Raw genomic sequence first — 15,679 nt, 5'->3', positions numbered from 1 at the left:
ATAGTTTCCGCACCCTTTTCCATACCCATTGACGCCGACGCTTATCCGCACGATGCAGTTGACAGCGTACAAGAAGGAGGGACCCATTTGCTGCCTGCTCCTGTCGCCCCGTTCGAGCCTTTGCTTGCCTCCGCCATTCCCGAAGGTGCGGACTGGATCGCTCAAATCAAATGGGATGGCGTCCGCATGCTGACCTATGCCGATGAGAAGGAAGTCCGGCTGTTTAATCGTAGACAGCATGAACGCACGGAGCAGTACCCGGAATTTGCAGAGCTAGCTGGCTATTGCCGAGCAAAAAGTGTTATTCTCGACGGCGAAATCATCGCTCTTGAGAATGGGCTTCCCTCCTTTCATCAGGTGATGAGAAGAGACGGCGTACGCTCGAAAGAGCGGATGCAGGCGGCTATGCGCTCGGTTCCCGTCGTTTATATGATCTTCGATCTCCTCTTCCTGGAGGGCGAATGGGTGACGGAGCGGCCGCTGTCGGATAGACAGCAGCTCCTCGCGCAGACGGTTATTCCAAACGAGCGCGTGCAGCTTGTTCCGAGCGTCAGACAGGGGGCCGACTTATTCCATGCCGTCTGCGAGCGCGGGATGGAGGGGATCGTCTGCAAGCAGTTGGCAAGCCGCTACGGAGTCGGGAGCAAGGACGGCCGCTGGGTGAAAATCAAGAATGACCGCGATCTCGTCGCCGTCGTGGGAGGAATGACCTTGAGAGGCGCCACGGCCAATGCCCTGCTGCTTGGCTTGTATGATTCCGAAGGACGCTTTCTCTACATCGGCCACGCCGGAACCGGAAAGCTGACAGGGGCCGACTGGGCCGAATTTACGGCGGCAGCCTTGCCGCTTCGACAGGCTGGTAAGCCTTTTGCCAACACACCAGACAGAGCGAAGGACGCCATTTGGTTGAAGCCCGTGTTCACGGTGAAGATTCGCTTTCTGGATTGGACGCGGCATGGAACGCTTCGGCATCCGAGCATTCAAGCCTTCGTTGCCGTTCCGCCCCATACCTGCACTTGGAACGGCTCGAACTGAAGGAGGACGCTATGAAGCAAGCGGCGAAGGGTACGGTTCTTATCGATGGCCAGGAGCTCATCATCACAAATCCCGAGAAGATCCTATGGCCCGAGCTCGGGATCACCAAGCTGGAGTATTTGCAGCATCTGATGGAGCTGTCTCCTTATCTGCTCGCTCATTGCCAGGACCGCTACCTGACGACCATCCGCTATCCGCATGGAATTCACGGCAAATCCTTTTACCAGAAAAATGCTCCAGAGCCGGTGCCCCCGTTCGTCCGAACCGCTGTTTTTCAGGATATCCGTTATGTCGTGCTGGATTCGCTGCCCACACTTCTCTGGCTGGGCAATTTGGCATGTCTGGAGTTTCACGCCTCCTTCCACCGAGTGGACGATGATCTCCCGGCGGAATGGGTGCTGGACATCGACCCTTCCCTTGACGAAGAGCCGCGCATCATGCAGGCGATCAGTCTCATCGGGGAAGCACTGGACAAGATGCGCATCCTCGCTGTACCCAAAACCTCCGGTGCCACGGGCGTTCAACTGGTCATTCCGATCCGCCGAGGGTACACGTTCGAAGATCTTAGACGGGCCGGCGAATTTATTGGTCGGTACCTGACCGAGCGCTATCCGCAGCTGTTTACCATCGAACGGCTGAAAAAAAACCGAGGGGATCGCATCTACGTCGATTATCTGCAGCATTGGCATGGCAAGACTTTATCTGCGCCCTATACTCCGCGTGCCCGAACGGCGGCATCCGTCTCCACCCCACTCTTGTGGTCGGAAGTGGAAGCGGGCGTCGATCCCCGAGACTTCCATCTTCGCAATCTGAAGCAAAGGCTGGACCTGCACGGAGATCTCCTCCTGCAGGTCCAGCCTCAATCCCTTGATCATGTCTTGTCCTTCTTGTGACTGCTCCTCTATGCGGCTACAGAAGCGGGGCGAGCAGTCGGCAAACCCGTTCCACCAGCCGACCATTCCGCGAGCTTGCCGTATATTGGGCGAGATCAAATGGACGGCATTCTTGGAAATCCAGCTGAAATTGCTCCTCCATTCGGCTTACCGCCTGCTCGCCCGTCAAGAAGATGTTCAGCTCGTAGCTGCTGAAAAAGCTGCGATAGTCGAGGTTGAAGGTGCCGATCGCCGCAATCCGGTCGTCCACGAGCAGGGCTTTGCCGTGGAAAAATCCTTTGCGGTATAGATAGAAACGAACGCCCTGCTTCGCCATCTCCGCCGCGTAGGTTAGGCCAGCGTAATGGGTGATCTTGTGATCCGCCACCTCGGGCAGCAGAATCCGCACATCCACCCCGCTTGCCGCAGCGGTTGCAAGCGCGACACTTATCGCCTCATCCGGAATGAAGTAGGGAGACGCCACATAGATCCGGCGACGAGCTCCCGTGAGCGCGGCAAAGTACAGCTTATAGATCTCCGATCCCGCATGATCCGGTCCATCCGCCGCAAGAAATATCCGTCCCGCCTTATCGGTCTTACCGGTTTCTGAGTCGCAGCGCGACTCCACCCCCTGAGTGGAATCCCCGCTTATTTCGGTTTCGGATGTAGGATCGAGCTTTTCCTCTTCCGGCTGCAGGTTTCTCCGAGTACCGCGATCCATTCCTCTCTTCGCCATGATCCAATCCCTCTCGAACAGCTCCGTCAAAGGCACGGCGACTGTACCTGCAAGCCGGATGGTCGAGTCTCGCCAGTACCCGAGCCGACTGTTCCCGCCTAAGTATTCGTCACCTAGGTTGATTCCTCCGACGTAAGCGACTCGATGATCCATGAGAAACAACCTGCGGTGGTTGCGTTCATTCACCTTTCTCTTGAAGAATGACGCCGCGAGCGGATAATGCCAAGCCACCTCGACACCGGCTTGCTTCAATCGATTCACATACGATTTGCTGAGAGAATGGCTCCCAGCCCCGTCGAGCAGCAAACGAACGCTCACCCCCTCACGGGCTTTGCGTTCCAGCATATCCCGAAAAACAGCGCTGGTCCGGTCGTCCCGCACAATGTAGAGAAGAAGCTCGATGGAGCTCTGGGCCTGCTCCATATCGGCAAGGATGCGCTCGAAGTTTTCTTTCACCTGGCTGAACAGTTGAAAGTCATTCGCCCCGCCTAACGGGTACGCAGGGATTTTCCGAAGCAGCGTCTCGAGGCGGTCCGGCCGCGCTTCGGTTTGCCAATTGTCGTTCCTTTCCACACCCAGAGACGGCTCGGCGTCGCGCTTGTTCTCACTCGCTCGGGTGGAGGGCCGGCCGAACCCCCGATATAGCACCAAGCCGATCAGGGGCAGCGGCAGTTGAATCAGAATCCAGGCAGCGCAGCTTGCAGGATTGCGATAGTCCGACAGCAGGACGATGAGCACCTGCAGCAGGATGCAGGCCAAGATCACGAGGATAATAAGGGCTCCGGTCATGGTGTCATGGTGTCCCCCCAGGCGGCGATTCTTGCAGAGAAATGGAGCCTCTCCGCAGATAAGCTTAGCTTTGCCCGAGAGAGGTTCCTTCATGAATCGGCGCCAGGCAGGTCCCGGTTAGGAGCGGACATCTCTCTTCGTGAAGAGCAGCCACGAAAGGGCATTGAAGAGGACAAAGTACACGCTGAGCACCGCAATGGAGAACCCGAGCGTCATTCCCTCGAAGGGGGGAGTGCCATTTAGATATTGGGTCAGATCCGTATTCGCGAACAGATAATACCGCATCCAGTCATACTTGTTCAGAGCGAGCACGAGCACGCTGCTGAGCAGCAGAACAAGGAGAGAAAGCGCGATGGCCAGCGAGCTGCTGCGGAATACGGTCGAAATCATGAATGCCATGGTGACGATCATGAGCAGGCTTACGCATTCAAGCCCATATGCGGAGAAGACATGCAAGATCATCGATCGCTCGTGGACAAGACCGTCCCCACCCAAATACAGATAAGGGGTATCCACCGCTCCGAATCCGAGCAAAAAGCCGTTGGTCAGGAACGCAGAGCCGAATAGCAGAGCGAGCAAAAGCAGGCTGAACAGCAAAGTAGCCAAATACTTGGACAGCAGCACCTTGGCTCTGACAGCCGGACGAATCAACAAAAGCTTGATCGTCCCTGTGGAGAATTCCCCCGCCACAATGTCCGCTGCGATGATCACCGTAAAGATGCTGACCAGAATAATGAGACTGGCCGCATTTAGCACGCCGCCCCAAATCTGATCGTCAGCCGGCGGAATGTTGTGCTCCAGCCGATATTCCGCTACCTTCACGATGCGTTCGCTGGATTTCTTGACCATTTGGTTCTCGCTGTTCAGCCCGGACTGGAAGCTCTCGATCTGACTGCGCGCCTCGCTCTGCCAATCCCGGTTCGAATGATCGGTAATCGAGTAGGAGAGAATGGCGGTCAGCACCGCGGCAATCACCAGCAGTCCGATGAGAATCCAGGTGCGAACGCGGTTGTAAATCTTCATATTTTCGTTGCGGATGAGGTTAAGCAAGGGTTTCCCCTCCCGTCATTTCGAGGAATTTGTCTTCCAGGCTCTTCTTCACGGGGCTGATTCCGTGTACGCGGATACCAGCTTTGACCAACTGCTCGTTGATGTCGGCAGCCTGTTCCTGTCCGGCATCTACTTCAAGCCCTGCCTCCGTCTGTTTCAGGGAAACTCCGAGCCTGGTCAAAACTTCTGCTGCTCGCTCCGGCGTTCCAACCCTAAACAGATAGCGCTCCTTTTCCCCTTCCGCTACAAACTCGCCAATGAGTCGAACATCGATGAGACGGCCTTTCTGAATGACGCCGACCCGGTCGCACATGAGCTCCATCTCCGCGAGCAAGTGACTGGAGACGACGATCGAGATGCCTTCCTCTCGCGCAAGGGTGCGCAGGTAATCGCGGAGCTCGCGGATTCCGGCGGGATCGAGTCCATTGGTAGGCTCGTCGAGAATGAGCAGAGTCGGCTTCTGCAGGAGAGCTTGGGCAACGCCAAGTCGTTGACGCATGCCGAGCGAATACGATTTGACCTTATCGTGAATCCGCTGCTCGAGGCCGACAAGCCGCACCACCTCGTCGATTCTCTCAATGCTAACGCCGGGAACCATGCGGGCATAGTGCACCAGATTCTTATAGCCGCTCAAGTATTTGTACATCTCGGGGTTCTCGACGATCGCTCCCACATGGCGGATCGCCTGTTCGAATTCGTGGCGAATGCTTTTCCCCTCGATCCAAACATCTCCATCAGTCGGCTTCATGAGCCCCACCATCATTCGGATGGTTGTCGTTTTCCCTGCGCCGTTAGGACCGAGAAAGCCAAATACTTCCCCCTTCGGCACCTCAAAGCTTACATTGTCGATGATCAGGCGGGAGCCGATTTTCTTGCTAAGCCCCTTAATCAGAACGGTTGGCCTGTCCAACAAAAGTTCCTCCTCTGTACGAAAGGCAGCCGCAGCCGCTATCCGTTATTTGTTATAGAATACCATTTCATTCCCTATTGATAAATATCCCTTGTAAAAAAGTGGGAACACCCTCCCTGCCCGAGAGTCCAGAAGCTCTAGTATCCCCATAAAAAAACCGCTTCGTTTCCGGACATCTGATGTCCGGAAACGAAGCGGTCCAACAACTAGTAACACCAATGAAATCGAAAAACGGCTTGGAAACGGCACGCGTTTGAGTGAGTCAAGTGGAACACCCTCCGCTCCGCTTACTCGCCTGGAGCAGAGCGGAACAACGGCGCAAGCTGATCAGCAAGCGCCCGCTCCAAATAGGGATCGATATGAAGAAATCGTTTAAACTCCAAATAATTGGCGGCCAGCTTGCCGAGGTTACCGGAGTCGGGAGACGCCTGCTTGACCGCGCGGATCAGCAGGTTTTTGGGCGTATGCTCCATGTCGATAAACTCAAGAATCTGAGTCTTGTAGCCCACAAGCTCAAGAAGGCGTGCGCGGGCCGAATCTGTGGCGAGAGCGGCGAAGCGCTCTCGAATGATCCCATGCTCAAGCATCGGCTCGAGGACAGGCTGCTCCAACTGGCTGTACAGCTCATGCTGGCAGCACGGAACCGAGAGGATGACGCGGGCGTTCCAGCGAACTGCTTTTTCAAGCGCTGCATCGGTCGCGGTATCGCAAGCATGAAGGGTGACCACCATATCCGCCTCATGAGCCCCCTCATATTCCGCAATATCACCCTTCAGGAATTCCAGTCCTTCATACTTCAGTCGTTCCGCCAAGGCGCGGCAGCTCGCGATGACATCCTCCTTGAGGTCGAGTCCGGTGATTTCCACTTCCCTGTTCTCAAGGAACACGAGGTAATGATAGAGGGCGAAGGTCAAATACGACTTGCCGCAGCCGAAATCGATAATGCGCAATTTTTTTCCTGCTGGCAGAAGAGGAAAGACATCCTCCACCATCTCCAAAAATCGATTGATTTGCCGAAACTTATCATATTTTGCGGCGAGCACTTTGCCCTCCGCGTTCATCACGCCAAGCTCCACCAGATAAGGAACCGGCTCTCCTTCCTTGAGCAGGTAGGATTTGCTCCGGTTGTGCGCCAAATTCGCCTGCGGCTTCGTTGGCTTCTTCTTAAGAATCGAAGCTTTTCCCTTCTTGCTGACCAGGATTTGATAATCCCCATCCTCCGCTTGCAAGAGTCCCTGCCTGTAGTCTGCCTCGATAAGAGTACCCAGCTTGTCCGCTGCAGCATCTGGAAGGAGATTCTCATGCAGCTCCTTCGTCCCGACGGTACAAGTCAATTGGTAATGAAGGCCCCCTTTTAGCTCCACTGGCTTCATCCGGACCTTGGTCGCCGAGCCCTCTTCCTTGCGCCGTGGATTGCTGAGAACGGCCTGCGTTAAAGCTTTCGTCTCGATCAGACGGTCGATCAACTGTCTCGTCTCGTTCATAATTCCTCACTTATGCCGGTCTGGCTCGTATTTTTTTCTTCAAATTATCATGCGCATCTCTATGGCATGTATGATACGTCCTAAGGGGGATATCGCCTATCCCCTCAGCCGTGACGCTTCGTTATTTAGCAGACCTGCGGCGCTTGCGACGATCCTTGCGCGGCGGGAAGGTTTCGGGAGCAAGCTCCGCCGGCCCGGTCGCTTCATGCTCATAAGCCGACCTCTTGCTCATGCCGAAGCGCCTCATTTCCCCGCGCTCCCGTTCAGCCGTACCGCAAGCTTGAACATGCTCGCGAAACAGGTTTTCCAGAAATTCGATCCGGATATGAAGCTGGCGAACCGTCTCTTTAAGCTCCTTGATTTCTTCATAGGCGGTTCTGTCGTCCACAACACCCGGCAGATGACCGGCCGCCTGTAGAAGCTGCCTCTCTTCGAGCTCTTTCCAAGCGTCCCGTTCTTCACCCAAAAGAACGGTCAATTCCTCCTCGGACAGCAACGGCTTGTCCTGCGTCACCGGCATAACCACCTTCCCGAACGTTTTTCATCCGACACATCCACATTCTCTAATCCGCTTCTTCTATAATAGAGCTTTCCGGATACGGAGGCTAGTCCGTTTCCCCTTGTGCTGCCTATATGAAAAATCAGGAAAGCGGCCCAATGTCCCTGCATTCCCTGCAGGGGCATCGGGCCGCTTCTCTTTTCCAAGCAATTCCTGGACGTTAAGCCTTCTTCCAAATGATCTCGCATTCGATCTCGGCTCAGTCGCCAATCTCGATATTGCCTGACACGGTCTCCACATCAATCACGGGACCTTCTTTTCCCGTATTACCCGAGTAGTGGCCTTTGGAGGAATCCACGACTTGAAAGTCTTTCGAATTCGTGCGGATGGACCCGGAGACGGTTTTGCCTTTCACTTCATAAACGGCCTCCTGCGGGGTTATCACTTGAATATCGCCGGACACGCTATGGGCGCTGACGGGAACCATCTTGATCAGCTCAACGTCCAGATTCCCAGATGTGGTCTTGGCCGTCGTCTCGCCGCTAACATCCTCCAAGACGAGATCCCCGGAAACCGATTTGAGCGACAAGGTTGTGTAATCCGACTCCCTTACTTGAATCGTTCCTGAAGTGGAGGCAGCCGTCAAGCTATCTCCTTGGATTTTCTCGAGCGTTTGCTCACCGGATACGGTCTTAACGGATGTTTTACCCGTGCTGTTCTGCACCGTCACATCGCCGGATACCGATTCCGTGCCGAGCTCCTTCGTCTGAAGACCGGACAATTCCTGATCACCTGAGACGGTTTGAACGCGGATTTCATCAAATTCCTTTTCCGGAACTTTAATCACCAAATCAAGGGAAGACGAGAAGGAGAAGAACAGCTTGCGCTTCATTCGGACTTCCACCTTCAGTACGGAGCCCTTCTGTTCGGTCCAAAGCTCCACATTTCCGTTCTTCGCAGCGTTTCCCTTCAGTTCGACGTCAATTTGCTCTCCATCATAAGCGGTTACTTGAACATCCGTACTGGTGGCTTGAACGCGGATCGTATCGATCTCCGCCGAATTCACACGCTTATTCTCCTCCACCTGGGTCGAACTGACCACATCGCTCGCAAAAACCGCGCGGTACGTCAGCGTGCCGAACCAGATAAGCCCGGCGCATAGCAGAAGGAGTCCAACAATCCAAAATGGTCGTTTCACAAAAAAGCACCTCTTTCGTGGGATACCCGCCGGAGAGCCGAACCCTCCCTTTCCGTCCATGCCCAAAAGCCCAATAACCAACAAGGCCGCCTGCGGTTTGTCTGCTTCTCATACTTCTTCTATATCCTTATCATATCCAGGTTGGAATCCCGTGAAAACCGATGCCGGTCCAGATTTAACACCGACCAAAGTCGGGGATGAGTCGTAGAACAGCCGTTTGGAATTCAAAAAAAGGTCCAGCCGAGACGGGCTGAACCTTTCGAAAGGGGCGATCAAAGGCGAAACAAGGTTAACCAAGCAGGGTCGGAGCGTCTTTGCGTTCCGTAAGAACGGCTGGCAGAGGGAATGAAGATGCCGCCGGAATCGATTCTCCTCCGCAATCCTCCTCAAGCCGTTTCATCGCCACGGACATCATCAGCTTGAGTCGGTTGACCTGATTCACAGAGCTTGATCCCGCGTCATAATCCATCGCCGCAATATTCGCTTCCGGATACAGTTCCTTCAACCCCTTGATCATCCCTCTCCCAACCACATGATTGGGCAGGCAAGCAAAGGGTTGAGCGCAGACGATATTGGGCACTCCGTCATCCAGAAGCTCCATCATCTCAGCCGTGAGGAACCAGCCTTCTCCCGTCTGATGGCCGACCGACATAAGCTTTCCTGCCTTTTCAGCCAGCTCATAGATGCTGTGTGGAACTCCAAACCTCCCGCTCGCCTTGAGGGCGGCCTTCATGGGCTTGCGCATATGCTCCAGGTAAGCAATCACAGCGTGTCCCGCCATCCCCGCAACCCGGCTCTTGCCCATGTACTTTCCCTTGTAGATCGGATTGTACGAGCAGTACAGGAAGAAATCGAGAAGGTCGGGAACGACCGCTTCTCCGCCCTCGGCCTCAATCTGTTCGACCAGCTTGTTGTTCGCGTCGGGGTGAAATTTGACGAGAATTTCGCCGACCACTCCGACCCGGGGCTTGCGGAGCCCGGTAACCGGAAGCCGGTCGAACTCCTCTACGATCTGCTTCAGAATCCAGCTGTACTCTCTTTGACGGAAGCTCGGAAGAGACTCCTTACAAGCCTCAAGCCAACGTCTGTAGAGCTCATCGGCGCTTCCCTGCACGGACTCATAAGGCCGGACGCGGTACAGAACGCGATTCAGTAAGTCTCCGTAGCACGCGGCTGCGACGATCTTACGGACTAATCCTGGAGTAGGTTTAAAGCCGGGATGCTTTTCGATCCCCGCCGCGCTCACCGCAACAACAGGGACGTGCCCCATACCGGCATCTTGCAAAGCCTTGCGGAGAAGAGCAACATAGTTGGTTGCCCGGCAGCCTCCTCCGGTCTGGGTCATCATCACCGCCGTGCGGTTCAGGTCATATTCGCCGCTCTTGAGAGCCGCCATAATCTGACCGATGGTCACGATCGCCGGGTAGCAGGCGTCGTTGTTGACGTAGGTCAGCCCTTCATCGATGTCCTTCCGGTCGGCGCTCACAAGCACTTTAAGTCGGTAGCCTTCGCTTGCCGCCGCCACCCCGATCAGCTCAAAATGGGTAGGCGACATCTGCGGGCCGATGATGGTATACTCCTCGCGCATCTCCTTCGTGAACATGACGGGTGCTGCTGCTTCACGCACCTTGCGGGCGCTGACCCCCTTGCGCTCCCGCTCCTCCATCGCCGCCTTCAGAGAACGGAGGCGAATGCGCGCCGCTCCGAGGTTGTTGATCTCGTCGATCTTGAGCAGGGTGTACATCTTGTTGCGATTTTCCAGAATCTCCTGGACCATATCGGCCGTGACGGCATCCAGTCCGCAGCCGAAGGAAGTGAGCTGAACCAATTCCAGGTTATCGTGATGGCTAACAAAGCTCGCTGCACGGTAGAGACGGGAATGGTATTTCCATTGGTTCACGACCCGCAGAGGCTCCGTAATTTCGCCCAGGTGAGCGACGGAATCCTCGGTGAGCACCGCCATATCGAGACTCGCGATCAGATCGGGAATGCCATGGTGAATCTCCGGATCGACATGATACGGCCGCCCGCTCAGCACGATGCCTTTTTTGCCCGTTTGCCTCAAGAACTCCAGCGTTTCTTCACCCTTCTGGCGGATATCCGCACGCACGCGTTCATTTTCTTCCCATGCCCGCTCCACGGCCTCCCGGATTTCCTTCGAGGGAATGGACGGGAACGTCCGAGCAAGCTCCTTGCTCAAGGCCTGCTTGTCATCCAGCGTCAAAAAGGGACTGAGAAGCTTCATCCCTTCCTCGCGGAACAGGTCCATGTTGGTGCGGATCACCTCGGGATAGGACGTCACGACCGGACAGTTGAAATGATTGGTCGCTTCCGGAGCCTCCTGCTCTTCATACATGACCGAGGGATAGAAGATCAGGCGGCATCCTTCTTCGGCGAGGGATGCGATATGGCCGTGGACGAGCTTGGCCGGATAGCAGACCGATTCGGAAGGGATGGTCTCCATCCCTTTTTCGAACAGCTCCTTGGAGGAGCGGCCGGAGAGCTCAACCCGAAAGCGCAGCGCCGTGAAAAAGGTATGCCAGAACGGATAGTTCTCGTACAGGTTCAAAACCCGCGGAATGCCGACCGTTCCCCGTTCCGCCTGCTCGGGCGGAAGCGGTTCGTAAGCAAAAATCCGCTTGTACTTGTAGTCGTAAAGATTGGGAAGCGCCTGCTCCGTTCGCTTGATCCCTGCTCCGCGCTCGCAGCGGTTGCCGGTGATGTGAAAGCTGCGGTCAGGGAAGCGATTCACGGTCAAGAGACAGTGATTGCCGCACAGCTTGCAGCGCCTGCGGCTCACCTCGTAGGTGAAGCCGTCGAGGGCTTCGCGGGGAAGAACCGCGCTGACGGAAGCAGCGGCGGGTGCGTCAGCAAGCTCGAGGTCGCAGATCGCCTCGGCCAATCCGGTTGCGGCTGCTGCTTCCGGCTGTGCCGCTTCCTGATGGCGCTCTTTGGCGATCAGAGCCGCGCCGTAAGCACCCATGATTCCCGCCGTGTCTGGACGCACCGCTTCCCGTCCGGTCAGGATTTCAAACGCGCGCAGCACGGCTTCGTTCAAGAAGGTGCCGCCTTGAACGACGACTCGCTCGCCTAGATCTTCGGGATTACGCAGCTTGATGACCTTCTGCAGCGCATTTTTGACGACGGAATAAGACAAGCCCGCCGACAGGTCGGCGACGGTTGCGCCTTCCTTCTGCACCTGCTTGACCTTGGAATTCATGAAGACTGTGCAGCGCGAGCCGAGATCGACAGGATGGCTGGCGGTGAGCGCCTGCGCGGCAAAATCCTGAATCGGCAGGCCGAGCGCGCTTGCAAAGCTCTCGAGGAACGAACCGCAGCCGGCCGAGCATGCTTCGTTCAACAGCAGGCTGTCGATGGTCCCGTTCTTGATCTTCATGCACTTCATGTCCTGCCCGCCGATGTCGAGGATGAAGTCGGCATCCGGGCGGAATTTGACGGCAGCCTTGTAATGGGCGACCGTCTCAATCTCTCCGATATCGATGCGCAGCGCTGCCTTGACGAGGCCTTCGCCGTATCCGGTCACAGCTGACTTGGCGAGATAAGCCGTAGGCGGAAGAGCCTCATAGAGCTGCTTCAAGGCTTCGGTTACGGAATGGAGCGGATTGCCCTGGTTGCTGCCGTAATACGTAAACAGAATCTCATCGTCTCTGCCGATGAGCACGACCTTGGTCGTCGTTGAACCGGCATCGATGCCGAGGAAGCACGGCCCAACATAACCAGCGAGGTCGCCTCTCGGAGCGGTTGCCTCCGCATGGCGGGAACGGAAAGCGAAGAGCTCGCCTTCATCCGCGAATAGAGGAGGCAGCGGCTCAGATTCCCGCTCCTCGGGCTGCCAAGTGAGACGGCTGAGCCTCCGCGACCACTCGTCGACGGGAAGAGCCTGTTCCCGCTCGCTGAAGAAAGCCGCGCCGCTATTGAATGCTGCGCCAAGCGCTACGAAATACTGGGCGTTGTCCGGGAATATCGCCTCTTCCTCGCGAAGAGAGAGCGTTTCGATAAAACGGGCTCGGAGCTCGGAGAGGAACGTCAACGGACCGCCGAGAAACGCAACCTTGCCGCGAATCGGCCTTCCGCAAGCGAGTCCGCCAATGGTCTGATTAACCACGCTCTGAAAGATGGACGCGGCGATATCCTCGCGCCGTGCTCCTTCATTCAGCAACGGTTGAACATCCGTCTTGGCGAACACGCCGCAGCGAGAAGCGATCGGATAGATCGTTTCATACTGGCGCGCCAACTGATTGAGGCCTTCGGCATCCGTCTGTAACAGCGAGGCGATCTGATCGATGAAGGCACCCGTGCCCCCGGCGCATGCCGAATTCATCCGCTGCTCAATGCCACCGCGGAAGTAGATGATTTTGGCGTCCTCTCCGCCCAGTTCGATCACGACATCGGTTTCAGGGATGAAGCGCTCCACCGCCTGCGTACAAGCGATGACCTCCTGGATGAAAGGAACCTCCATATGTTTAGACAGGGAAAGACCGGCCGACCCACTGATGTTCAAGGTCGCCCGTGCTCCCGGGAACTCTCGGCGCAGCTCAGACAAGAGAGCCGTGACGGTATTTTTGACATCTGACAAGTGACGACGGTAGGAATGGTAGACTATGGTGCCCAATTGGTCAACCGCAACCATCTTGGCGGTCGTTGAGCCGACGTCAAGTCCGATATGCATGATCATGAGGCATCACCTTCAATCTAAATATACGAGCATGGAGAACGAACAGTACATGTCGGTCAAAAGAATCCGCACACACGCTCAAAAAAATTACCCTCTTCTCCTACTTCCCTTTTCATCCCCTATTTCCTTCACTGAAAAAAGAAAGATTTCGCAACGTTTGACGAATTTTGCGCCTATCGGCGGAGATCTTTATGCCTAGTCCGCTTTCAACCTAATCGTGCGGATAAGATTCGGCGTCAATAGGTATGGGAGGGGGTGCTGGAACCATGGGCTTGGAGTTGAAAACGTACTTAGTCCGCTTTCAACCTAATCGTGCGGATAAGATTCGGCGTCAATAGGTATGGGAGGGGGTGCTGGAACCATGGGCTTGGAGTTGAAAACGTACTTAGTCCGCTGCTGATGCTGCTCCCTTGATATTGGAGTGGTAAGCGAAGGGAGATATTGCTATATTGTGTATAAAAAACCATAAGAAGTGAGGAGATTGTGATGATTTCGTCCTCTTCCCCATCGGAACGTAAGCCGCATGAATCTCAAAGCGGTGAAAAAAACATATCCGAAGAAAGTGTCGCTTACGTGGATCCCCAGCTTGAGGAACTCGCAAGAATAACGGGCGGCGGTCCGATGAAAAAAACTGATTTGGCCACTATGCCGAAGCCGCTGCGCTACTTTGGTTACTTCGTCATGACCGTGTTTATCCTCATGGTTGCAATCGGTTTTTATTTTTCCTTTTTCAAATAGCACATTTATTTCGAATTGCTTAAGCGAACGCCTCTCCTGCAAGCCTAGTCAGGTGAAATGGTCAACCGAAGGACATTGCTGCGGTTGACAGAATGAAGAAAGAGCCGATCCCTTCAATCGAGTAAAGGGATCGGCTCTCTTAGTTGATACAGCCTGTTCAAATCAGGCGATTAGGGCAGATTGGATGCGCCCATCAGGTAGCGGTCCACTTCCCGCGCGGCTGCGCGGCCTTCGTTGATCGCCCAGACGACGAGGCTTTGTCCGCGGCGCATGTCGCCGGCAGCGAATACGCCGGGCACGTTCGTCGAGAATTTGCCATACTCGGCCTTGGCGTTCGTCCGTTCGTCCCGCTCGACGCCTAGCTGCTCCAAAACCGGATTCTCCGGCCCGGTAAAGCCCATAGCCAGAAGGACGAGCTGAGCCGGGAGAACCCGCTCGCTTCCTGGAACTTCAACCGGGATCAACCGACCGTTCGCGTCCTTCTTCCATTCAATCTGCACGGTATGCACTTCGGCCACATGGCCGTCCGCATCGCCGACGAATTTCTTGGACGAGACGAGATACTCCCGGGGATCGCTGCCGTACTTGGCGGCGGCTTCCTCTTGGCCGTAGTCCATCTTGTACACCTTCGGCCACTCCGGCCAAGGGTTGTTGCCCGCCCGTGATACCGGCGGCTTCGGCATGATCTCCAGTTGAGTCACACTGTTGCAGCCGTGGCGAAGCGAGGTGCCTACGCAGTCAGTCCCGGTGTCCCCGCCGCCAATGACGATGACATCCTTGCCTTCGGCGGAGAGAAACTCGCCGTCGGCAAGTTCGGAATCGAGCAGGCTCTTCGTGTTCTTGCCGAGGAATTCCATGGCAAGATGAATCCCTTCCAGCTCGCGCCCTTCAATCCTGAGGTCGCGGCCTTGGGTCGCCCCGCCGCATAGAACGACGGCGTCATACTCCGCCTTCAATTGATCTGCCGGAATGTCCTTGCCGATCTCCGTGCCGGTGATGAACTGTACGCCTTCCGCGGCGAGCAGATCGACGCGGCGCTGAACGACTTCCTTCTCCAGCTTCATGTTCGGAATGCCGTACATGAGCAGACCACCCGCACGGTCCGCCCGTTCGTACACCGTCACGCTGTGCCCGGCCTTGTTGAGCTGAGCCGCAGCGGCGAGGCCCGACGGACCGGAGCCGACGACCGCCACCTTCTTACCGGTGCGCGTCTTCGGCGGCTCCGGTTTGATCCAGCCCTCCGCGAAGCCACGATCCACGATGGCCCGCTCGATCGATTTGATCGTGACGGGATCGCCATTCAACCCAACGGTACAGGAGCCCTCGCAAGGGGCCGGACATACCCGGCCCGTGAACTCGGGGAAATTGTTGGTCTTGTGCAGCCGCTCCAGCGCCTCTTCCCAGCGGTTCCGGTAGACGAGATCATTCCATTCCGGAATCAGGTTGTTGACAGGACAGCCGGAGGCCATACCGCTGATCAGCTTGCCCGAATGACAGAAGGGAATGCCGCAGTCCATACATCGGGAGCCTTGTACCTGCAGGCGCTCGACGGGCAGCTCTTCATGAAATTCCTTGTAGTGAAGAATCCGGGACAGAGGGTCGTCATCCTTGGGGACTTCGCGCGTATATTCCAAAAAACCGGTTGGCTTTCCCATCGTTTGCTCTCCTCCTC

11 protein-coding genes are annotated in these 15,679 nt (G+C 56.0%); 3 read left to right on the top strand and 8 right to left on the bottom strand.

Features of this window, described 5'->3' with window-relative positions; all coding sequences use genetic code 11:
• Positions 1 to 87 precede the first annotated feature (87 nt).
• Positions 88 to 1,035, top strand: a complete 948-nt coding sequence (locus tag BN2684_RS06890; protein ID WP_187385755.1) for an ATP-dependent DNA ligase — start codon at positions 88 to 90, stop codon at positions 1,033 to 1,035.
• An 11-nt stretch (positions 1,036 to 1,046) separates the two neighbouring features.
• Positions 1,047 to 1,928 carry a non-homologous end-joining DNA ligase gene (gene ligD, locus BN2684_RS06885; RefSeq protein WP_058301414.1) on the top strand — a complete coding sequence of 294 codons (882 nt, stop codon included), beginning with the start codon at positions 1,047 to 1,049 and terminating at the stop codon, positions 1,926 to 1,928.
• Between the two features lie 16 nt (positions 1,929 to 1,944).
• Here ligD and BN2684_RS06880 read toward each other — a convergent pair whose 3' ends face one another.
• The 7 genes from BN2684_RS06880 to BN2684_RS06850 form a co-directional block, all read right to left on the bottom strand.
• Positions 1,945 to 3,432 (bottom strand): phospholipase D-like domain-containing protein, encoded by a 1,488-nt coding sequence (locus tag BN2684_RS06880; RefSeq protein WP_058301413.1) that lies wholly within the window; start codon positions 3,430 to 3,432, stop codon positions 1,945 to 1,947.
• A gap of 117 nt (positions 3,433 to 3,549) precedes the next feature.
• Positions 3,550 to 4,482 carry an ABC transporter permease gene (locus tag BN2684_RS06875; protein ID WP_058301412.1) on the bottom strand — a complete coding sequence of 311 codons (933 nt, stop codon included), beginning with the start codon at positions 4,480 to 4,482 and terminating at the stop codon, positions 3,550 to 3,552.
• A complete protein-coding gene (locus BN2684_RS06870; protein ID WP_058301411.1) occupies positions 4,475 to 5,395 on the bottom strand; it encodes an ABC transporter ATP-binding protein in 921 nt (306 codons plus the stop codon). The genes BN2684_RS06875 and BN2684_RS06870 overlap by 8 nt, the downstream gene beginning before the upstream one ends.
• A 284-nt stretch (positions 5,396 to 5,679) precedes the next feature.
• The gene (locus tag BN2684_RS06865) at positions 5,680 to 6,876 is read right to left on the bottom strand and encodes a class I SAM-dependent methyltransferase (RefSeq protein WP_058301410.1); all 1,197 of its coding nucleotides are present in this window, start codon (positions 6,874 to 6,876) and stop codon (positions 5,680 to 5,682) included.
• Between the two features lie 121 nt (positions 6,877 to 6,997).
• On the bottom strand, positions 6,998 to 7,390 hold the full coding sequence (locus BN2684_RS06860; RefSeq protein WP_159065772.1) for a hypothetical protein: 393 nt from the start codon (positions 7,388 to 7,390) through the stop codon (positions 6,998 to 7,000).
• A 244-nt stretch (positions 7,391 to 7,634) separates the two neighbouring features.
• Complete coding sequence (locus BN2684_RS06855; protein ID WP_058301408.1) at positions 7,635 to 8,573, bottom strand: DUF4097 family beta strand repeat-containing protein; 939 nt, start codon at positions 8,571 to 8,573, stop codon at positions 7,635 to 7,637.
• A gap of 289 nt (positions 8,574 to 8,862) precedes the next feature.
• On the bottom strand, positions 8,863 to 13,266 hold the full coding sequence (locus BN2684_RS06850; RefSeq protein ID WP_199825307.1) for a 2-hydroxyacyl-CoA dehydratase: 4,404 nt from the start codon (positions 13,264 to 13,266) through the stop codon (positions 8,863 to 8,865).
• A gap of 489 nt (positions 13,267 to 13,755) precedes the next feature.
• On the opposite strand from BN2684_RS06850, the gene BN2684_RS06845 reads away from it, so the two are divergent.
• Complete coding sequence (locus tag BN2684_RS06845; protein ID WP_058301406.1) at positions 13,756 to 14,007, top strand: hypothetical protein; 252 nt, start codon at positions 13,756 to 13,758, stop codon at positions 14,005 to 14,007.
• Positions 14,008 to 14,177: 170 nt separating this feature from the next.
• On the opposite strand, the gene BN2684_RS06840 is transcribed toward BN2684_RS06845, so the two are convergent.
• Entirely contained in the window at positions 14,178 to 15,662 is a 1,485-nt protein-coding gene (locus tag BN2684_RS06840) for a glutamate synthase subunit beta (RefSeq protein WP_058301405.1), read from the bottom strand.
• Between the last annotated feature and the right edge of the window lie 17 nt (positions 15,663 to 15,679).

The organism is Gorillibacterium timonense (assembly GCF_001457415.1).
In the GTDB taxonomy this organism is placed as follows: domain Bacteria; phylum Bacillota; class Bacilli; order Paenibacillales; family NBRC-103111; genus Gorillibacterium; species Gorillibacterium timonense.
Note: the sequence above shows the minus strand (reverse complement) of the source record. Positions and strands in the feature narration are given on the sequence as shown.